Origin of the sequence: Streptomyces sp. NPDC057474 (genome assembly GCF_042802555.1) — a bacterium.
Taxonomy (GTDB): domain Bacteria; phylum Actinomycetota; class Actinomycetes; order Streptomycetales; family Streptomycetaceae; genus Streptomyces.
Genome location: NZ_JBHVDX010000039.1, coordinates 27,527 through 46,217, shown reverse-complemented (window position 1 = coordinate 46,217; position 18,691 = coordinate 27,527). Strand labels below are relative to the sequence as shown.

Here is an 18,691-nt window from a genome sequence, read left to right as displayed (position 1 = left end):
CGAAGGTGTGACAGGGAAACCCTTGAACGGGCCGGAAATCGGCGCGCATTCTGCTGCCGTGCGGACAGAACAGCTGGAATACATCACGGCGGTGACCAGGCTCGGTTCGTTGCGCCGGGCCGCCGACGAACTACGGCTCTCCCAGCCCGCGTTGAGCGAGACCGTACGGAATCTGGAACGCGAACTCGGGGTCGATCTACTGGAGCGCAAACGTTCCGGCGCGACGATGAGCGCCTCGGGCCGGGAGCTGTTGCCGCACATCATCGGTGTGCTGGACGCGGTGGACCGGCTGCGGGCCGCGGCGGGCGAACAGCACCGCATCAGCCGTATGGTCCGCCTCGGCACGGTCAACGCGGCGACCGTGCCGCTGCTCATCCCGGTGATCCGTGACTTCCGCGCCACGCATCCCCTCACCCAGGTGGAGGTGGTCGGCGTTCAGCAGACCGACATCCACCGGGGTCTGCTGGAGGGCTCCTTCGACCTCGGGCTCGTCAACCATCTCGAGGGCGACGACGTGCCCGCCGATTTCGAGGCCACCGAGCTGCTGCGGGGCCGCCCGGTGGTGGTCATCCGCCCGGACAGCCCGCTCGCGTCCCGGGCGGCTGTGTCCGTGGACGACCTGCTCGCCGTACCGCTGATCGGCATGCGCTCGGGGTATGTCATGCACCGCTACGTCCACCGGCTTCTCGACGGCCGCGACCCCGCCTTCGCGTACTCCACCGACGGTGCCGAGATGGGCAAGCTGCTGGTCGCGGAGGGGCTCGGGGCGACGGTCCTGCCGGACTTCAGCGTGATCGACGACCCGCTGGAACGACGGGGCGCGCTCGTCCACCGGCCGATCGCCGGTGACACCACTCGGGTGCTGCTGATGCTCCAGCGCCGCAGGGCGGACTCCGTACCGCAGGCCGCACGGGACCTGCACGAGGCGTTCGTCCGCACGGCACGCACCCTGACCGGCGGGAAGGCGCCGTGGCCCCGGCGCCCGCACCCGCACCCGCACCCGCACCCGCACCCGCAAGTCCTCCCGGCTCCACCTGCGGATGAAAAGCGACGCCCGCCGCATCCGAAGCGGTCCTCTCCGTGGAAGTGACAAGTGGGGGACCTGATACGGAGGTGTGCCCATGAACGTCTCGGTCGTCCTTTTCACCGCCGACCTGCGGCTGCACGACCATCCGCCGCTGCGGGCGGCCCTGGACGGCTCCCGTCAGGTCGTGCCGCTGTTCGTGCGCGATCCGGCCGTGGACCGGGCCGGTTTCGCCGTGCCCAACCGGCTGGCGTTCCTCGCCGACTGTCTGCGGGACCTGGACGCGGGGCTGCGCGAGCGTGGCGGACGGCTGGTGGTGCGGTCGGGGGACGTCGTGGAGCAGGTCGCGAAGGTGGCGGCCGAGACGGGCGCCGACGAGGTGCACCTGGCGGCGGACGTCAGTGCCCACGCACACCGGCGGGAGGAACGGCTGCGACGGGCGCTGGTGGGACAGGGGATGGGGCTGCATGTCCACGACACGGTGACCACGGCGGTTTCACCGGGCGTCCTGGCTCCCGCCGGGTCCGATCACTTCACCGTCTTCACGCCCTACTTCCGGCACTGGTCCCGGCAACGGCTGCGCGACGCGGTGGACGCGCCCCGGGTCGTCCGGGTCCCGGACGGCGTCGGTTCCGAGCCGCTGCCGTCCCGTACGGGGATCACTGGGCTGTCGCCCGGACTCGCGACCGGCGGTGCTTCGGAGGGCCGGCGGCAGCTCGCTGCCTGGCTGCGGGCCGGTGTCGCCGCGTACGAGGACCGGCACGACGACCTGGCCGGCGACGCGACCTCCCGGCTCTCGCCCCATCTGCACTTCGGCACCCTCTCCCCCGTCGAGCTGGTCCACCGGGCCCGCCGGGCGGGCGGTCCCGGCGCCGAGGCTTTCGTACGGCAGCTCGCGTGGCGGGACTTCAACCGCCAGGTGCTTGCGGCACGACCGGCGGCCGCGTCCGTGGACTACCGTGCCAGGCACGACCGTTGGCGGTCCGCTCCGGAGGAGGTCGAGGCGTGGCGGGAGGGCCGCACCGGCTACCCGGTGATCGACGCGGCCATGCGCCAGCTCCGCCACGAGGGCTGGATGCACAACCGCGGCCGGCTCCTGACCGCGAGCTTCCTCACCAAGACGCTGTACGTCGACTGGCGCGTCGGCGCCCGGCACTTCCTGGACCTCCTCGTCGACGGCGACATGGCCAACAACCAGCTCAACTGGCAGTGGGTGGCCGGGACCGGCACCGACACCCGCCCCAATCGGATCCTCAACCCGGTCACCCAGGCGAAGCGGTACGACCCGGAGGGGGAGTATGTACGGCGCTGGGTACCGGAGTTGGCGGATGTCGCGAGGTCGGCGGTGCACGAGCCGTGGAAGCTGGAGGGGCTGGATCGTGCCGCGCTCGACTATCCGGAGCCGATTGTCGAGCTGTCGGCGGGACGGGAGAGGTTCCTGCGGGGGCGCAAGCCCTGGACCGGTCGGACCGCCCGCCCGTAGACACCGCACAGCGCCTCCACCGCCTCGTCCAGCGAGGACGGCCGGACCATCCCCGACGCGGGGCGGCCGTGCCAGCCGGGGCCGCCCAGCATGACGAGCGACTGTCGGCGGGCGCCCTTCACGCCCCAGCGCATGGCGGCGACATGACAGGCCAGGGGCAGGCTCGCCGTGGAGCGGGCCTGGGCCCAGAGGATCACGGCCGCCGGGCCGAGCCGGTCGACCGCCGCGGTGAGCGCCTCGGCGGGGACGGCCGCGCCGAACATCCTGGTGGGCAGGCCGAGTTCGCCCAGTGCCGCGTTGAGGGCTTCCAACGGGAGGGTGTGCTGTTCGCCGGGCACGCAGGCCAGGACGACCGGGCCCGGGGCGGTGGTGTCGTGGCAGGGTGCGGGCGGCCGGGTGTGGCGGCGCAGGGTGGTGGAGACATGCCACGACAGCAGGTGCTCGACCTCGACGTAACGGTCGCCGGACGTCGCCCACTTGCGGCCCACCGCGTGCAGCGTCGGCACCATCACCTCCTGCCAGGCGACCGTGAGTCCGTGCTGCGCGACGGCCCCGGCCAACTGGTCCTCCAACGCCGGAGCGTCGAGGCGTACGGCGGCGCGGGCGAGGCCCCGGCACTCCTTGCGGGTGTCTGCCGGGGACGGTGGGCCGGGCGCGGGTGACCGCTGCTGACGATCCCCGTCCGACACGAGCGCTCCCCCGGCCCCTTCCTGCGAGCCCCGGGCGCCCTCATACGCGTCACGCGGCCTCGCTCCGGTGTCCCCGGCCCCCTCTGTCGCCGCGCGTGCCGCCTCGGCCGGTGGCAGCCCGGCGGACGTCAGCTTGCACATCGTCTCGACCACCGCCACGTCCTGCGGGGTCCAGCGCCGGTGCCGACCGTCGGTGCGGACCGCGGGCCCGATGCCGTAGCGGCGGTCCCAGGAACGCAAGGTCGTGGGCGACACGCCCAGTCTGCGGGCCAGGGCACCGCTGGTGAGCCCCGGATCGGCGGGGTTTTCCTCCCTGTATGCACCCATGAGGGCGACTATACGATGCAGAAGCGATGCGAGTTGAAGCCCGATCTCGCGGGCTCGCACGATGGACCGCATGCGCACCGCCCCATGCGAGGAGCCACCCTCATGAGTCCTGTGTGTCCGGGCGCCGTACCCGCCGACGAGGAACTGGCGCGGGGTTTGGTGGCGGGCGACGACGACTGCCTGGCCGCCGCCTATCACCGCTGGTCGGCGCTGGTGCACGCACTCGCGCGGCGCAGTCTCGGCGACACGGGCGAGGCCGAGGACGTCACCCAGCAGGTGTTCCTGGGCGTGTGGCGCGGTCGGCACGGCTACCGGTCCGAGCGCGGCGCCGTGGGCGCCTGGATCGTCGGGATCGCCCGGCGCCGGATCGCCGACGCCCTGTCCGCGCGGACCCGCCGGGCCGGCCTGGTGACCTCGGCGGGCACCGCGCTCGCCCTCGCCGACCACCCCGGCCGCGCGCACCCCGAGGCCGCTCTCGACCGCATACTGATCCGCGCCGAACTCGCCAGGCTTCCCGCACCCCAGCGGCAGGTACTTCACCTGGCCTTCTACGAGGACCTCACCCAGACCCGGATCGCAGAACTCACCGGCCTGCCCCTCGGCACGGTCAAGAGCCACACCCGGCGGGCGCTTCGACGGCTGCGCAGCCGCTTGGACGACGAGTTCCGCCCCGGCCCTCCCCTCATCACCCACCACTACACATAAAGGGAAAATAAGCGCAGAATGAACGTACGCGGCGCTTACCGCATACCCCACCAGACGCGGTCAGGCCTGCAGAGTTCAAAGGAGTCGAGTCATGGCCAACGTCTCACACCGGAGTGACATCTCCAGTCACCCCGATGCACCCGAAATGCAGGCGCGGTACGCCCGCATGCTCGGTGGTCGCGATGTGGCGCTCGTGGACGGACCGGTGTTCCTGCTCGGTCTGTACTGCGCCGTGTCCCCGTGGATACTCCACTACACGACGAGCCAGCCCTCGCTGGTGCCCCACAACCTCATCGTGGGCATCGCGATCGGTCTGCTGGCCCTCGGCTTCACCGCCGCACCGGAGAGGATGTACGGCCTGAGCTGGGCCATGTGCGCGCTGGGAGTCTGGATGATCATCTCGGCGTGGATCGTCGGCGACAGCCCGGACGCCGGTGTCGTGGTCAACAACATCGTCATCGGCTGCCTGGCACTGCTGCTGGGGCTGATGTGCGCCGGCGCCTCGACCAAGGGCAACACGCGTGCGGGCCGCACGCCACAGGTATAAACAGGAACGCCCGCGAGGGGTAACGGCGGCCGATCCGCTCAGACGGGTCGGCCGTCGCCGTTCGCCCCGACTCCCACAGGGCCGGGGCCCACCGGGGGCACGTGGCCTGACCCGGTGCGCGGCACCTCCCACGGCTCCTGCGGCAGCACACGGCCGGTCTCCAGCGGCGACTTGAGGTTGGACAGCACCGCGGGCCAGCCGAAGGACACCTCGGCGAGCGCGCCCTCGTCCTCCAGGTCCTCATGGGTCACGGTGAGGCGCACGATGTCGGCGTGCGCCTCGATGGCGAAGGTGACCCGTGAGTACGTCTCCTCCTCACCCTCGTTCTCGGGTGAGGCCCAGGTGGTGACCAGGCGGGTCGGGGGCTCGCTCACCACGACCGTGCCGACGACGTCCTCGACGCCGGAGCCGTCGATGCGGACATGGGCCCAGCGTGAGCGCTGCCGCCAGTCCGACTCGTTCCGGTGCCCCCAGTAGTCGGCGGTCAGGTCGGCGCTGGTGAGCGCCTCCCAGACCTTCTCGGGCGTACTCGCGACATCGGTGACGTTCACGAATGTGGGCTTGCCGGTCATGGCTTCCTCGGCTCGTCGTTTCACGGCACCGAGCACCCTCAGCCGCGGGCGCTCGAACTTGTCGATCCACCGCTCCTGCATGACGTGGAGCGGGACCGGATTGAGGTAGTGCAGCTTCTCCCGCCCACGCCGCACCGTGCTGACCAGGTTGGCTGCCTCCAGAACGGCCAGGTGCTGCGTCACGACTGCCGCGCGATGTCGATGCGCTCGCACAGCTCGCCCAACGTCTGCCCGTTGTGCTCGTGCAGCCGGTCCAGCAGCCTCCTGCGCGTCTCGTCGGCCAGCGCCTTGAAGACCTTGTCCATTCCCGGGTCACTCTCTGATCGCACACTGGACGTTATGCAGGTAATTGCCTGCATGTAAATCACCGACGGGCGGCCGGTCCCAGGCGACCACAGGCGATATTCGTTGGCCGCCCTCCCGCACGGCCTTCAGACTGTCGCCGTGAGTCGAACCTTCAGCGCATGGGTGACATCGGGTGCGGACTTCCTCGGTGTCACCGGCCCTTTCCCCGTCGACATCCCGTGGTGGGCCGAGGTCGAGCCGGTCGTGGGGCAGTTGGAGCGCACACTCGGGGTGCCCGTGTTCGTAGTGCGTCTCCTGGAAGTCGACGGTGGTGAGGGCGGGCGCGACGGGCATGTGACGTACCACGTGGAGGCATTGGAGCCGCCCGGACTCGGGACGCTGGAGCAACGCCCCGTGGACCAAGGGATGTTGGACACGGACGACGCTCTTCGATCACCGTGGGCGCGGGCCGACGGACTGCGGGAACTGCTGGACTGGGCCTCGCGGACGCTGGCCGCACTGGGGCGGCCGGTGACGGGACCGGTCGAGCAGCGGCGGTCATGGAACCTGGCGGGACTCTTCCGGCTGCCCACCGACCAGGGGCCGGTCTGGCTCAAGGCGACACCGCGCTTCGCCTCCGACGAGGCCACGGTCATCGCCGCGTTCGCCCGGGTGCAAGCGGAACTCGTGCCGACGGTTCTCGCCGCCGGCGAGCGGCGGATGCTGCTGGAACACATCCCCGGTGAGGACTGCTGGGCGGCCGACGCCGCCACGGTCGAGGCCGGGGTACGCCGGTTCGTCGCCGCGCAGGCCGCGCTGATCGACCGACGACCGCCGGGGCTCCGGGACCGGCGGGACCAGGTCCTCGGCGGGTTGGTGCGCGAACTGCTCGATGGAACCATTGAGTTGAGAATCACTGATCAAGAGCGGGAAGCTGCACGGCGGTTGACGGGCCTCTGGGATCAACTCGCCGCATGCGGGCTCCCCGACACGCTCGTCCACGCCGACTTCCATCCGGGCAACTGGCGCAGCGACGGCCGGCCACCCGTCGTCGTGGACTTCTCCGACGCCCACTGGGGCAACCCCGTGCTGGACTGTCTACGCCTGTACGACTTCCTCCCCGAGGCGGTACGCCCCACGGCCGTCCGTGTCTGGGTCGACGCCTGGAAGGCCCACGCCCCGGCGAGCGATCCCGCCCGCGCGCTCGCCCTGGCCGAGCCGCTGGCGCACCTCGCGTACGCCGTTCGCTACCAGGAGTTCCTCGACGGCATCGAGGCGTCCGAGCAGCCGTATCACGAGGGGGACCCGGCGGCGGTGATCCGGAAGGCGCTCGGGTGCGCCGCGCACCCGAGCTTCGACTCCGTGGAGGTGGCGGGGTAGATGGATCGCGCCGAGGTGCTGCTCATCGGCGGGCGGGCCGGGGTCGGCAGGTCGACGGTGGGCTGGGAGATCTCCGACCGACTGCGGGTCGCCGAGGTCGCGCACGCGATCATCGAGGGCGACTTCATGCGACAGGTACACCCGGCGCCCGCAGGAGACCCGCACCGCTCCACGATCGCCGAGCGCAACCCTCGCGACCGACGGGCGCACCGTCATGGACATCGCGGCGGAGGTGCCGGCCGCCACGGGGTGGGTGACGGGCTCGTGGAGAGCGTGAAACGGGGACGGACTGCGCTCGCGTTCGAAGGGCACTCGCACGGTTGCGGGGGTCCGACGAATAGGGGCGGAGATCAGATGGAGATCGACAGCATCATCAGTGCCATCATCATCGGCATTGTCATAGGCATCCTCGGTCGGCTCGTCGTGCCGGGTCGGCAGCGCATCGGCATCCTGCTGACGATCCTCGTCGGCATCGTCGCCGCGCTGATCGGCTCCGCGATCGCCGCGGGGGTCGGCGTGGCCGACACCAATGGCGTCGACTGGGTTGAGTGGCTCATCCAGATCGCGCTGGCGGCGCTGGGGATCGCGGCGCTGGACCGGACAAGGGCACGACGCTGAGGGGTCGCGGGGCGAGGGTGGGCGGTCGCGTAGTACGTCCGGGTGGCGATCGGCGCCCGTGTACGTCCGAAACGACGATCGGCGCCCGTGTACGTCCCGCGACAATGGCCGACGCCCGCGTACGTCCCGCGACAATGGCCGACGCCCGCGTACGTCCCGCGACAATGGCCGACGCCCGCCTGCGCCTGGAAGGACGGCCGCGCCCGCGTCCGGAATTCCGTTGCGGGCCGTCGCGCCCGACGGTTAGCGTCGCCGGGCCTCGCCATCCACCGTCCGACCAGCCCCGGAGCCCCCTTGCCCCCGCGTGTCACCCAGCTCACCGACCCCGCCGCCACCCCGTCGAGCCACCGCCTGGCCTGGCTGGCGTCCGGGGCGGACGGCACACCCCTCGGTTCTGCCTTCCTGCGGCTGTTCACAAAGGAGGGGCAGACACATCTGGCGGAGCTGGACATCGCCGTGCACCCGGCCGAGCGACGGCACGGCGTCGGTACCGCGCTGCTCGACGCGGCGATCGGCTCGGCACGTGACGAGCGGCGGCGCGCGGTCATCGCGCAGGCCGAACAGGGTTCCCCCGGCGACGCGTTCCTCGCGGCACGCGGCTTCCGCCGGGTACTGACCCTGACGTACGCCCGGCTCGAACTCGCCGGGATCGACCCCGACCACTTCTCCCGGATCCTCGAACAGCCCCGTCCGGGCTACCACTTGACCAGCTGGACCGGCGTCGTGCCGGACGAACTCGCGCCCACCTACGCCGCGTCGCGGCGTGCGATGGACGACATGCCGATGGGAGACATCGACTACGGGACGGTGGTCTGGGACGTCGAGCGGGTCGTGGCCGCCGCCGAGGCGATCGCGAAGCGCGGCGACTCTCTGTACACCGTGGCCGCTGTGCACACATCGAGCGGCACGATCGTCGGTTTCTCGGAGCTCGTCCTGCCGGACGACGGCAAGGGCGACGGGCAGCACTACGGTACGGCCGTGCTGCCCGAGCACCGGGGCCACGCGCTGGGGCTCTGGATGAAGGCGAAGGCCATCCTCCACGCCCACAGCCTGGCCCCGGACCTGACCCTGCTCACCGACACCGCGGAGGACAACACCCCCATGCGCCAGGTCAACGACGCGCTCGGCTACCGGCCCACGCACACGGCGATCGAGTACCAGCTCGACCCGTGACGCACCCGGCGCGACCTACCGGGCGACCTGCCGGCCTCCGGTCACGCCGCCGCCGCGCTCCCCACCGCGTACTCGTACGGGGTGGTCGTCGTGAGCGGCTCGAAGCCGAGGCGGGCCAGGATCGGGCGACTGCGGGCCAGGGCGTCGACCTGGACATAGCGGTAGCCGCGGTCGGCGGCGACGCGGGCGCGGTGGGCGACGAGGGCCCGATAGACACCACGGCCGCGCCAGCCCTCGACGGTGCCGCCACCCCACAGGCCGGCGAAGCGTGTACCGGGAAGCAGTTCCATCCGGGCGGCGCTCACCGGTTCGTCTCCGGCGAGGGCCACGACGGCCACGACCGAATCGGTGTCCCCGGTGAGCTGGGCCAGCAATTGGTGGCGCATACGGGTGCTGTCCGTGCCGAAGGCCTTCTCGTGGACGTCGGCCACCATGTCCACGCCCTCACGGTCGGTGACCGGCAGGAGCCGTACGCCCTCGGGCGGCTCGACGTCGAGGGTCAGGTCGGCGACCTCGGCGATCATCAGCGTCTCCTCCGGAGCGGCCGTGAACCCGGCGTCGCGCAGGCGTTGCCCCAGGTCGACCGGGAGATCGTGGCCGTACAGCTTCCATTCGAAGTCTCGCCCGAGCCCGGAGAAGTACCGGATCTGCTCGGCGACGGCCGCGTCGGCGCCCGCCTCGTCCAGGTCGGACCAGACGACACCGCTCCAGCCGTTCTCGGAACCGACCTGGCGCACCACCCCGCCCACGCGCTCGATCCGGGCTCCGGGCCCGTCGGGGCGGGCGCCCTCCCGCATGTCCCGGTCGAACAGTGCCAGCACAGCAGCGTGATCCATACCGCTCACTCCATCATCAGTCGTTCGCCCTGGCAACGGAATTCACCCGCTTCTCCCGCACCGGGAGCGCTGCGGCCCCGTGCCCCGCGCCGTTCGTCGAGCCTCCCGGTGGGGGCCGTACGGGTGTCGCGCGCGGAAAGGCGTGCGATTCGGACACACGACGTAAGGTGCTCGTCGCGGAACGTGGCCGAGCGGTCCATGAGGAGGGTGCGGACGAACATGGTGAACGACTCCGAACTGGTGTACCTGCGACGCTCTGTGGAGCTCGCGACCGAAGCGCTGGAGACCGGTGACGAACCGTTCGGTTCGGTCCTGGTCGGCGGTGACGGCACGGTGCTGGCCGAGGACCACAACCGGGTGGCCGGAGGCGACCGCACCCGTCACCCGGAGTTCGAGCTGGCCCGCTGGTCGGCCGCCCGGCTCACTCCTCAGGAGCGCGCGGCGGCGACCGTGTACACCTCGGGCGAGCACTGTCCGATGTGCGCGGCCGCACACGCCTGGGTGGGCCTCGGCCGTATCGTGTATGTCGCCTCGTCCGAGCAACTCGCCGCCTGGCTGGGAGAGTTGGGAGTGCCCGCGCCGCCGGTTCGGACGCTGCCCGTGCGGGACATCGCGCCCGGGGTGACGGTCGAGGGGCCGGTGCCGGAGCTGGTCGGGGAGGTGCGGGCCCTGCACCGGCGGTTCCACGCCAAAACCGTCGGCGATGTCGCCGACGATGACTGAGACCGGCGTGGCGGGGCAGGCGGTCCGGGTTCCGTCGTCGTTGTCCGGAGACCTTTCACCGATGCCCGAAGACGTGGTGCAGCACACCCGCCCCGCCCCCACGGCCCCGCCCGACCGGGAGAAGCCACGGGCGAGGCGGACCTCGCGGGACCCGTACTTCGACAACGCGAAGTACCTCACCATCGTCCTGGTGGCCTGCGGGCACGCGTGGGAGCCGCTGACGTACGGCAGCCGGGCCGCGACGGCCGCGTATCTGACCGTCTACGCGTTCCACATGCCGGCCTTCGCCCTGGTCTCCGGGTACTTCTCGCGGAGCTTCGACATGGCGCCCGGCCGACTGAAGCGGCTCCTGACGGGGGTGGCCCTGCCGTACATCGTGTTCGAGACGGCGTACACGCTGTTCTACCGGTGGGCGCAGGACGACCCGGGCTATCCGCTGAGTCTGCTGGATCCCTGGTACGTGATGTGGTTCCTGGTCGCGCTCTTCATCTGGCGGCTGACCACACCCCTGTGGCTGATGCTGCGTCACCCGCTGCCCGTCGCGCTGGGTCTGGCGATGCTGGCGGCGGTCTCACCGGATCTCGGCGGCGACGTCTCCATCCAGCGCGTGCTGGGCTTCCTGCCGTTCTTCGTGCTGGGGCTGACCCTGCGGGCCGAGCACTTCGAGCGGCTGCGCACCCGCCGGGTACGTCTGTGTCTGCTCCCGGTCGGTCTGGGGGCGCTCGTGGTGGCGTACTGGGTGGCGCCGTGGTTCGACGCGGGCTGGTTCTACCACCGGGGCAGCGTCACCGGTCAGGGCGTGTCCCGCTGGGCGGGCCTGCTGACCACGCCCGCCCTGTTCTGTCTGGCGGTGCTGCTGACGTCCTGCTTCCTGGCCTGGGTGCCTCGCCGCCAGCTGTGGTTCACGGCGCTGGGCGCGGGCACGATGTACGGCTATCTGCTGCACGGCTTCGTGATCAAGTGGGCGCGGTTCCGGAACTGGTACGGCGCGGAGTGGCTGCACACCCCGCTCGGGGAGCTCGCGGTCACGGCCATGGCGGTCGGCGGCATCACCCTGCTGTGCACGGCGCCCGTACGTGCCGCGCTCCGCTGTGTCGTCGAGCCGCGCATGGAGTGGGCGTTCCGGAAGAGCGACGCCGCCCCGCCGGCCAAGGCGGGAGACGCCACTCCCCCGGCCAAAGCGGGAGACGCCACTGCCCCGGCCGGGACGGGGGGCGCCGCCCCGTCGCCTAGCCGAGCTCCAGAGTCGTGACCCCGAAGACGCGCTCCGCCTCGTACGGCCGGATCGGGCCGGTGTACATGCGGGCCGTCTCGAAGGAGGGCGTCAGCCCGTACTCCTCGACCAGCGCCACGGCGGCCGCGTTCGGCTCCGGCACGTCGATGGCCAGCTCGCGGCCCGCCGCCTCGGCGGCCAGCCCGGCGAAGAGCGCGCGGGCGTCGGCGACGGTGTCGGCGAACAGCGGGCCGATCCGCAGGGCGTCCCGGCCGGGGCGGATGACGCCGTAGCCGGTGAGCCGTCCGTCGACGACCCGCGCGAGGGCCCGGTGACCGTCGGCGGTCAGCCAGTGCTCCAGGAAGCGGGGGCGGTCGGCCGGATGGCAGGCGTTGTCGTACGCCGCGAGGGACCCGGAGTCCTCGACGGGCCCGACACCGTCGGGCACGGCCGCCCCGGGCACGACGCCGGTGTACCGGAAGGTGCGGTGGGCGGGCTCGAAGCCGGACTGCCGGTAGTTGTCCTGCTGCGCGACCACACCGTCGAGGCCGATCGTACGGTCGCCGGCGTGGGCGAGTGCGGTCTTCCAGGTGGCGAGGCCGTGGCCCTGGCCGCGCAGATCCGGGCGGACGAGGTAGAAGCCGAGGAAGGCGTAGCCGTCGCCGTAGTTCACGACGGAGACGGACGAGACCGGTTCACCGTCCAGCCGGCCGATGAAGAAGCCCTCCGGATCCTGTGCGAAGAAGCACGCCGGGTCCGAGAGCCCCGGGTTCCAGCCCTCGTCCCCCGCCCATCGGGCGACCACCGCCCAGTCGTCGAGCGTGGCCCGGGTGACGACGAGGTCCTGATGCCCCGGAGAGGTCATCTCTGCGCTCCTTCGCTGCGGTCGCGGGTGCGCGGCCGCCGTGCGACCGCGGGTGCGGTGGTCGGCCGCGTCCCCGCAGCATCCTCGTCGAAGGGCGATCGCGTCCGCGACGCCGGAAACGGCCGACATCGCCGGGCGACGGGCCGGTCCGACGGCCCGGGTCACACGTACGAGCGACACCCACGGCCGTCGTACGACGTCGGAGCGGCGCAGGGTAGGGCACTTCCGTCCGGTCCGCCCGCCGGGAGGCGTGGCCGCGAGGGGCCGCCTATGGTGATCCGGGGGTTGTCCCCGGCCGCCCTGGCCGGGCGTCCCTGGAGGCACGCATGCGGTCCACGCACAGACGGCGCCCGCTCACCGGAGCCGCGGTCGCGGTGCTGGCCCTGCTGGGGGCCGGGCTGCCGGCCACACTGGCGGGCGCCGACGACAAGCAGGACGACAAGCAGCCCGACCTGACCCGCTTCTACCAGCAGAAGATCAAGTGGTCGAAGTGCGAGGGCATGGAGACGCCCAGGGATCTGCGGTGCGGCAAGGTCACCGTGCCGCTCGACTACGCCCGGCCCGAGGCCGGCACCCTCGATCTGGCGGTGGCCCGCTACCGGGGCACCGGCGACCCGCGCGGCTCGCTGCTGCTGAACTTCGGCGGCCCCGGCGGCCCGGGGGTCCCCGAACTCGCCTCCAGCGGCGAGGACTTCATGGATCTCACCAACGGCTACGACCTCGTCTCCTTCGATCCGCGCGGCGTGGGCCGCTCCTCCCCCGTCAGCTGCGGCGACGGCACCGACGAGGCCCTGGAGGCGACCGACGACGGAGACGACGCGAACAACCCGCAGGCCGCGCTCAAACAGCTGCGGCGGGCCGCCGCGGCGTGCAAGAAGAACTCCGGCCCCGTGCTGCCGTACATCGGCACCCTCAACGCCTCCCGCGACCTGGACGTGATGCGCGCCGCGCTCGGCGACAAGAAGCTCAACTACCTCGGCTTCTCCTACGGAACACGGCTGGGCGCGGTGTACGCGGCGCAGTTCCCCAAAAGGGTGGGCCGGATGGTCCTCGACGGGGTGGACACCCTTACGGAGCCACTGACCGAGCAGGGTCTGGTGGGTGCCAAGGGCCAGCAGACCGCGCTGGAGGACTACCTCGACGCGTGCACCGAAGAGCTGACGTGCCCGTTCGGGCAGGACTCCCGCTCGGCCCGTGAGCAGGTCGTCGCACTGGTCGACTCGCTGGACGAGTACCCCGTGCCGTCGGACTTCGGGCAGGACTTCACGGGCCAGGATCTGGTGGGCGCCATCAGCCACGCCCTCTACAGCGAGGAGATGTGGCCCGTGCTCACCCAGGCCCTCAACATGCTCGTCCACGACGGGGACACCCGGGGCGTCATGGCGCTCACGGGCGGCGGCTTCGCCCCCACGACCGTCCCGTACCGGTCCTCGGTGCCGGCCCGCCCGCACGAGCCTCCCGAACCCAGCGCGTCCGGCACACCGACTCCGCACGCCGGGCTCGTCGACGCCGAAAAGGTCCCGCTGGACAACCTTCCCGCCGCGCTCATGGCGATCAACTGCGCCGACGACCCCGACCGGCCCACCGCCAAGAAGATCACCGACAACCTGGAGGACCTGCGCGCGGCCTACGAGGACGCCTCCCCCGTGTTCGGCCCGTACCGGCTCACCCAGGTGCTGATGTGCTACGGCCGCCCCGCGGGCACCGACTTCATCCGCGAGGAGGTGCGGGACGTCGACACCCCGAAGATGCTGCTGGTGGGCACCCGGGGCGACCCGGCCACCCCGTACCGCTGGACCGTGGAGACGGCGAGGCGGCTCGGCTCCTCGGCGGTCGTCCTCGACAACAAGGGCAAGGGGCACACCGGGTACGGGTCGTCGAAGTGCGTGCACGAGAAGGTCAACGACTTCCTGCTGTTCGGGACTCTGCCGGACGACGGAAGTTCTTGCGGAGCCGACGATTGAGCATCGGGCGTGTAACACGCACGGGTCCGGTACAACCCCGCGCGCACCTGGGGCGTCACACTGGGCAGGCGTCGCCTTTGCGCGTGCCGTACCCGTATGTGACCAAAACTGGGGGATTTCACCGATGCGTATCCGTTCCTTCCTCACCGTCTCGACCGCGGCGACCGCCGGCGCCGCGCTGCTCCTCGCCGCCGCCCCGCAGGGCCTGGCCGCCCAGCCCGCCGCGAAGACCCCGGTCTGCAAGGCGAAGGTCCTCAAGCTGGGGGCCAAGCAGTCGAAGGACGCGAGGGTCGTGCACATCAGCGTCAAGAACACCGGCGCCCGCACCTGCACGATCGACCGCCTTCCCGTCGTCACCTTCGGCGACCTCGACGGTGCGGCCCTGCCGGTGCCCTCGGGCGAGAGCGGGCCGTACAAGGTCGGCGCGGGGAAGACGGTGTACGCGGCGGTCCGCACGATCGCCGACCTCAAGGACCCGCAGGCGCGTCGCGTCGGCACGATCACCGTGTCGGCCAACCCCAACCTCAACGGCCGTACGTTCACCGCGAAGCAGCTGGGTTCGAGCAAGAAGGTGAAGGTCTGGGAGCCGGTGACGACCTGGTGGAAGCCGTCCAAGGCCGTCGCTGACAAGGCGCTGAAGAAGGAAGTCGGCTGACCCCTGCGGCAACCGCACGGCACTGCGGAGCCCGTCGGCGCGCACCTTCACCGGTGCGCTTCGGCGGGCTCGTTCTCTGCCCTCTTCCGACCACCGGGGCCGCCCGCGCCGGAGACCGGCGTACCCCAAATGCCCGACACGCGAATCAGTCCTATCGTGAAGTCATGGAGCATGCCCTCAGTCCCGCGACCCTCTCCGAACTGCGCCGTCCGCGGCCCTACCCCGCGGTGTCGGTGCTGACGCCGACCCACCGCCGGGAGCCCGAGAACACCCAGGATCCGGTCCGGCTGCGCAATGTGGTGGCCGAGGCGAAGAAGCGACTGGAGCACGATCCCGCTGTCACGCGGGAGCGGCGCAACGACGTCGTCGAACAGCTGGACCAGGCGCTGGCCGAGGTGGACCTGACACACGCCGAGGACGGCCTGGTCATCTTCGCGGCGCCCGGTGAGCACCAGGTCTGGTCACTGGCCCGTCCGGTGCCGGAACGTGTGGTGCTCTCGGACACCTTCCTCACCAGGAATCTGGTGGCCGCACAGGCCGCCGAGCGGCCGTTCTGGGTGCTCTCGGTCTCCTCCGACCGGGTCACCCTGTGGAACGGCGGCGGCGACCGCGTCACCGAGGCGCACACCGGCGGGTTCCCGCTGACCAGGGACCGCGACAACTTCGACGCCGAGCGGCAGGAGCGGATCGGCGACCTGCCGTCCGCCTTCCGCGACGAGGACACCCGCCACTTCCTGCGCGACGCCGACACCGCGCTGACCCGGGTGCTGCGCACGCAGCTCCGGCCCCTGTACATCACCGGGGAGACGGCCGCACTGTCCCTGCTCGACGAGATCGGCACGGTCACCAAGGACGCCACCCACATCCCGCACGGCGGTCTCGCGCACGGCACCCCGGACTCCGTGTGGCAGGCGGTCCGGCCCCTGGTCGCCGCCGAGGACCAAAGGAACGTCGACACCGTGGCCCGACGGCTCGAAACGGCCCGCGGCCACAAGGCGTTCGCCGCCGGGGTCGACGAGGTCCGGCAGAACGCCCAGCAGGGCCGTATCCAGCTCCTGGCCGTCGAGGAGAACTACCGGACAACCGTCCGCGCCGACGGTGGCGGCGCCCACCTCGTCCCGGCCAAGAGCGGCGACCTCGACGTCCGCGAGGACATCGTGGACGAGATCGTCGAGCGGTGCCTGGACACCGGGGCCGAGGTCCGCTTCGTCCCCGACGGCACCCTCGGCGACGCCCGGGGCATCGCGGGCGTCCTGCGCTACTGAGCCCGGCCCGCGCACACCGCAGTACCTTCTTCCGGGCGGGTGTCAGACGCCGCCGAGGAGGGACGTCAGGCCCCGGTCGAGCGCCGGGCCCAGTTCCTCTCTTCCGGCGGCGACGACGGCGTAGCTGCGCAGCAGGAAGCGTTGGAGTGCCGCCTTCTCGAACCGGAGCAGGGCCATGCCGTACGGGGAGTGCAGCTCCACCACCGTGCGGAAGCGGCCGCAGGGCCAGATGTGCACGTCGCCGGCTCCGGCGGGGGCCTGCACCCCCTCCTCCAGCAGTCCACGGGAGAAGGTCCAGGTCACCATGTCACCGTTCAACGAGATGTCGGCCGGGAAGTCGAGGTGCACGGCCAGCGGATCGTCGGAGGAATAGCGCAGGCTCGCGGGCACCGGGACCTCCCGGTCCTCGGCGGTGATGAGGAGAGCGCGGGCGGGCTGTTCCAGCGTGACGGTCATGAACGGTCTCCGTTTCGGGTGAAGCTCTTCCTGCGGTGCGGGCCGGCCGGTGCGCCGACGTGCCTTTTCGACCTCGCGCAGGTCTTTCGCATGACGCCGCTTCCTGGATTCACGTCTGTGACCCATGTCACTCACACTCCGGCTCCGGACGCGCCCAGAGGTGCCGGTGCGGTCGGATTTACATATGCCGCTCTATGTAACCGACCGGGCTCGCACATATGCCCCTCGAACATGGGAATGAAAGACATGTGAATGCGGTCGACGGTCCGCCAAGTCACGTACGATCTCTACGACTTGACCCCTCCGGACGCGTGCCGACTTGCCGTGGAGAACCCCACCCGCAAGGACGGTGGCATATGCCGGAAGCACCACCGTATCGGGTCTTGCCAAATCCCTTACAGCGCGTCGCGGGCTGTGCAACAGTCGTAATCGGCCCTTACGTCAGCGTTGGTCGTACCGTCCCCCATCGGAGTACGTGATGCCGTCCCATCTCTCTGCGGATCGTCCCGCCGCCCAGCCGCCACGGCGTGGCACGGTCGACGCGCTCATCTCGCAGACGCGGCGGCTACGGGGCGACGTGGACGCCGTACGGCGTGACGCGCCCGCCGACGGAGCGGACCCCGAGGTGCGCTGGCAGCACGCGCTCTACGATCTGGCACTGCATCAACTGAGCGATCTCGACGGGCACTTGGCCCAGCTTCGGGACGGCCCGGACCTGCCGCCGGTACCCGAGGCCACGGCCGGCCTTCCGATCGCGCCGCCCCCGGCGCCCCGGCGCGCATCACTGCTCAGCCGGGTGGGCAGCGCCGAGTGGAACCTGCTGACGGACGAGGCGAGCTGGTCCGGGGAGCTCTATCAGATCCTCGGCCGCGACCCCGCCGCCCCGCCGCTCACTCTGGACGAACTGCCGTCGCTGGTGTTCGACGAGGACCGGCCGAAGCTGACGGCGATGGTCACGGACTGTCTGATCGACGCGAAACGCATCGACGGGGAATTCCGGATCGTGCTCCCCGACGGAGGGGTGCGCACCGTGCACATGATGGGCGAGCCCGTGCTCGACGACGACGGCGGTACGGCCTCGATGTGGGCCGTCCTGCGGGACGTCAGCGAACTGCGGCGCAGCCAGCGGGCGGAGAGCGAGACCCGTGACTCACTGCACCGCCAGCGGCATATCGCGCAGACCGAGCACCGGCTCGCGGTCGAGCTGCAGGAGGCCGTGCTGCCGCCGTGGCGCAGCTCGCTGCGGCTCCCGCGACAGGGCCCCGAACGACTGGACCTGGCGGCCCACTACCTGCCCTGCTCGACGAGCGCGCTGATCGGAGGCGACTGGTACGACGCCCTCGAACTGCCCGGCGGCGAGAGCCTGTTGAGCGTGGGCGACCTCACCGGGCACGGCGTCACCGTCACCTCGGGCATGGCGATGCTGATCGGCGCGCTGCGCGGCATGGCGATGGCGGGCACCGAGCCGGGCCGGCTGATGGCCTGCCTCAACCAGTTACTGGACACCACCGTGCAGCCGGCCCTCGGCAGCGCAGTCTGCTGCCGCTACCGGCCGGCGACCCGCACCCTCGTCTGGGCGCAGGCCGGGCACCCCGCCCCGCTGCTGTTCCGCGACGGGACGGGGCGCGTGTTGACATCGCCGGACGGCGTCCTGCTCGGAGCGACCTCGGGTGCCGTCTACGGGCAGGCCGAAGTGACGCTCGAACAGGGCGACCTGCTGCTCCTGCACACTGATGGGCTGGTCCCCCGGCGGGGAGGAGAGGCCGCCGTCCAGCGGCTGTTGGACCTGGCCCCACGGTTCGGCGAGGCGCGTACGGCCCAGGAATGCGTACGGACCGTGGTGGAAGAGTTCGGCGAGACCGAGCGTGCGGACGACGCCTGCGTGCTCGTCGCCAGGGTCAGCTCCTGACG

Annotated in this window: 17 protein-coding genes and 2 pseudogenes; 14 read left to right on the top strand and 5 right to left on the bottom strand. The window is 71.4% G+C overall.

Annotated features, from left to right (window positions below):
- The first annotated feature begins 58 nt into the window (after positions 1 to 58).
- A complete protein-coding gene (locus ACFU53_RS14385; RefSeq protein WP_383990819.1) occupies positions 59 to 1,090 on the top strand; it encodes a LysR family transcriptional regulator in 1,032 nt (343 codons plus the stop codon).
- 31 nt (positions 1,091 to 1,121) lie between these two features.
- Entirely contained in the window at positions 1,122 to 2,507 is a 1,386-nt protein-coding gene (locus ACFU53_RS14380; protein WP_383990815.1) for a cryptochrome/photolyase family protein, read from the top strand.
- On the opposite strand, the gene ACFU53_RS14375 is transcribed toward ACFU53_RS14380, so the two are convergent.
- The gene (locus ACFU53_RS14375) at positions 2,417 to 3,523 is read right to left on the bottom strand and encodes a MerR family transcriptional regulator (RefSeq protein WP_383990812.1); all 1,107 of its coding nucleotides are present in this window, start codon (positions 3,521 to 3,523) and stop codon (positions 2,417 to 2,419) included. The two genes, ACFU53_RS14380 and ACFU53_RS14375, sit on opposite strands and share 91 nt — an antisense overlap.
- A gap of 102 nt (positions 3,524 to 3,625) precedes the next feature.
- On the opposite strand from ACFU53_RS14375, the gene ACFU53_RS14370 reads away from it, so the two are divergent.
- Positions 3,626 to 4,228 (top strand): sigma-70 family RNA polymerase sigma factor, encoded by a 603-nt coding sequence (locus ACFU53_RS14370; protein ID WP_383990809.1) that lies wholly within the window; start codon positions 3,626 to 3,628, stop codon positions 4,226 to 4,228.
- Between the two features lie 91 nt (positions 4,229 to 4,319).
- Positions 4,320 to 4,775 (top strand): SPW repeat protein, encoded by a 456-nt coding sequence (locus tag ACFU53_RS14365; RefSeq protein ID WP_383990806.1) that lies wholly within the window; start codon positions 4,320 to 4,322, stop codon positions 4,773 to 4,775.
- Positions 4,776 to 4,894: 119 nt separating this feature from the next.
- Here the strand turns inward: ACFU53_RS14365 and ACFU53_RS14360 are convergent.
- Positions 4,895 to 5,652 (bottom strand): annotated as a pseudogene (locus ACFU53_RS14360) (ArsR/SmtB family transcription factor); the annotation flags it as partial.
- 139 nt (positions 5,653 to 5,791) lie between these two features.
- Here ACFU53_RS14360 and ACFU53_RS14355 point away from each other — a divergent pair.
- The 4 genes and pseudogenes from ACFU53_RS14355 (at position 5,792) to ACFU53_RS14340 (ending at position 8,803) form a co-directional block, all read left to right on the top strand.
- Positions 5,792 to 7,012 (top strand): aminoglycoside phosphotransferase family protein, encoded by a 1,221-nt coding sequence (locus tag ACFU53_RS14355; protein WP_383990803.1) that lies wholly within the window; start codon positions 5,792 to 5,794, stop codon positions 7,010 to 7,012.
- A pseudogene (locus tag ACFU53_RS14350) lies at positions 7,013 to 7,201 on the top strand (hypothetical protein); the annotation flags it as partial.
- 165 nt (positions 7,202 to 7,366) lie between these two features.
- Positions 7,367 to 7,630 carry a GlsB/YeaQ/YmgE family stress response membrane protein gene (locus ACFU53_RS14345; protein ID WP_383990846.1) on the top strand — a complete coding sequence of 88 codons (264 nt, stop codon included), beginning with the start codon at positions 7,367 to 7,369 and terminating at the stop codon, positions 7,628 to 7,630.
- 294 nt (positions 7,631 to 7,924) lie between these two features.
- On the top strand, positions 7,925 to 8,803 hold the full coding sequence (locus ACFU53_RS14340) for a GNAT family N-acetyltransferase (protein WP_383990800.1): 879 nt from the start codon (positions 7,925 to 7,927) through the stop codon (positions 8,801 to 8,803).
- Positions 8,804 to 8,844: 41 nt separating this feature from the next.
- Here ACFU53_RS14340 and ACFU53_RS14335 read toward each other — a convergent pair whose 3' ends face one another.
- A complete protein-coding gene (locus tag ACFU53_RS14335) occupies positions 8,845 to 9,639 on the bottom strand; it encodes a GNAT family N-acetyltransferase (RefSeq protein ID WP_383990797.1) in 795 nt (264 codons plus the stop codon).
- A gap of 219 nt (positions 9,640 to 9,858) precedes the next feature.
- Here ACFU53_RS14335 and ACFU53_RS14330 point away from each other — a divergent pair, with 219 nt between their 5' ends.
- Together ACFU53_RS14330 and ACFU53_RS14325 are read left to right on the top strand one after the other, a co-directional pair.
- Positions 9,859 to 10,362 (top strand): nucleoside deaminase, encoded by a 504-nt coding sequence (locus ACFU53_RS14330; RefSeq protein WP_383990794.1) that lies wholly within the window; start codon positions 9,859 to 9,861, stop codon positions 10,360 to 10,362.
- A gap of 61 nt (positions 10,363 to 10,423) precedes the next feature.
- Positions 10,424 to 11,614 carry an acyltransferase family protein gene (locus ACFU53_RS14325; protein ID WP_383990791.1) on the top strand — a complete coding sequence of 397 codons (1,191 nt, stop codon included), beginning with the start codon at positions 10,424 to 10,426 and terminating at the stop codon, positions 11,612 to 11,614.
- Here ACFU53_RS14325 and ACFU53_RS14320 read toward each other — a convergent pair.
- Entirely contained in the window at positions 11,592 to 12,440 is an 849-nt protein-coding gene (locus tag ACFU53_RS14320; RefSeq protein WP_383990788.1) for a GNAT family N-acetyltransferase, read from the bottom strand. The genes ACFU53_RS14325 and ACFU53_RS14320 overlap by 23 nt on opposite strands.
- A gap of 326 nt (positions 12,441 to 12,766) precedes the next feature.
- Here ACFU53_RS14320 and ACFU53_RS14315 point away from each other — a divergent pair, with 326 nt between their 5' ends.
- The 3 genes from ACFU53_RS14315 (at position 12,767) to ACFU53_RS14305 (ending at position 16,324) form a co-directional block, all read left to right on the top strand.
- Positions 12,767 to 14,404, top strand: coding sequence for an alpha/beta hydrolase (locus ACFU53_RS14315; RefSeq protein WP_383990786.1), 1,638 nt, complete (start codon positions 12,767 to 12,769; stop codon positions 14,402 to 14,404).
- Positions 14,405 to 14,528: 124 nt separating this feature from the next.
- A complete protein-coding gene (locus ACFU53_RS14310; protein ID WP_383990783.1) occupies positions 14,529 to 15,059 on the top strand; it encodes a DUF4232 domain-containing protein in 531 nt (176 codons plus the stop codon).
- A 164-nt stretch (positions 15,060 to 15,223) separates the two neighbouring features.
- Positions 15,224 to 16,324, top strand: coding sequence for a chemotaxis protein (locus tag ACFU53_RS14305; protein ID WP_383990781.1), 1,101 nt, complete (start codon positions 15,224 to 15,226; stop codon positions 16,322 to 16,324).
- A 42-nt stretch (positions 16,325 to 16,366) separates the two neighbouring features.
- Here the strand turns inward: ACFU53_RS14305 and ACFU53_RS14300 are convergent, their stop codons facing one another.
- Complete coding sequence (locus ACFU53_RS14300; RefSeq protein WP_383990778.1) at positions 16,367 to 16,780, bottom strand: SsgA family sporulation/cell division regulator; 414 nt, start codon at positions 16,778 to 16,780, stop codon at positions 16,367 to 16,369.
- 478 nt (positions 16,781 to 17,258) lie between these two features.
- Between ACFU53_RS14300 and ACFU53_RS14295 the strand changes: the two genes are divergently transcribed.
- Positions 17,259 to 18,689: a PP2C family protein-serine/threonine phosphatase gene (locus tag ACFU53_RS14295; protein WP_383990775.1), complete on the top strand. Its 1,431-nt coding sequence runs from the start codon at positions 17,259 to 17,261 to the stop codon at positions 18,687 to 18,689.
- Positions 18,690 to 18,691: the final 2 nt, after the last annotated feature.

What these genes read in the sequence shown, in the direction of transcription:
- ACFU53_RS14305 (WP_383990781.1), top strand. Translation starts at nt 15,224, where the DNA reads ATGGAGCATGCCCTCAGTCCCGCGACCCTCTCCGAACTGCGCCGTCCG.
- ACFU53_RS14365 (WP_383990806.1), top strand. Translation starts at nt 4,320, where the DNA reads ATGGCCAACGTCTCACACCGGAGTGACATCTCCAGTCACCCCGATGCA.
- ACFU53_RS14295 (WP_383990775.1), top strand. Translation starts at nt 17,259, where the DNA reads ATGCCGTCCCATCTCTCTGCGGATCGTCCCGCCGCCCAGCCGCCACGG.
- ACFU53_RS14370 (WP_383990809.1), top strand. Translation starts at nt 3,626, where the DNA reads ATGAGTCCTGTGTGTCCGGGCGCCGTACCCGCCGACGAGGAACTGGCG.
- ACFU53_RS14345 (WP_383990846.1), top strand. Translation starts at nt 7,367, where the DNA reads ATGGAGATCGACAGCATCATCAGTGCCATCATCATCGGCATTGTCATA.
- ACFU53_RS14330 (WP_383990794.1), top strand. Translation starts at nt 9,859, where the DNA reads ATGGTGAACGACTCCGAACTGGTGTACCTGCGACGCTCTGTGGAGCTC.
- ACFU53_RS14300 (WP_383990778.1), bottom strand. Translation starts at nt 16,780, where the DNA reads ATGACCGTCACGCTGGAACAGCCCGCCCGCGCTCTCCTCATCACCGCC.
- ACFU53_RS14325 (WP_383990791.1), top strand. Translation starts at nt 10,424, where the DNA reads ATGCCCGAAGACGTGGTGCAGCACACCCGCCCCGCCCCCACGGCCCCG.
- ACFU53_RS14310 (WP_383990783.1), top strand. Translation starts at nt 14,529, where the DNA reads ATGCGTATCCGTTCCTTCCTCACCGTCTCGACCGCGGCGACCGCCGGC.
- ACFU53_RS14380 (WP_383990815.1), top strand. Translation starts at nt 1,122, where the DNA reads ATGAACGTCTCGGTCGTCCTTTTCACCGCCGACCTGCGGCTGCACGAC.
- ACFU53_RS14375 (WP_383990812.1), bottom strand. Translation starts at nt 3,523, where the DNA reads ATGGGTGCATACAGGGAGGAAAACCCCGCCGATCCGGGGCTCACCAGC.
- ACFU53_RS14320 (WP_383990788.1), bottom strand. Translation starts at nt 12,440, where the DNA reads ATGACCTCTCCGGGGCATCAGGACCTCGTCGTCACCCGGGCCACGCTC.
- ACFU53_RS14335 (WP_383990797.1), bottom strand. Translation starts at nt 9,639, where the DNA reads ATGGATCACGCTGCTGTGCTGGCACTGTTCGACCGGGACATGCGGGAG.
- ACFU53_RS14315 (WP_383990786.1), top strand. Translation starts at nt 12,767, where the DNA reads ATGCGGTCCACGCACAGACGGCGCCCGCTCACCGGAGCCGCGGTCGCG.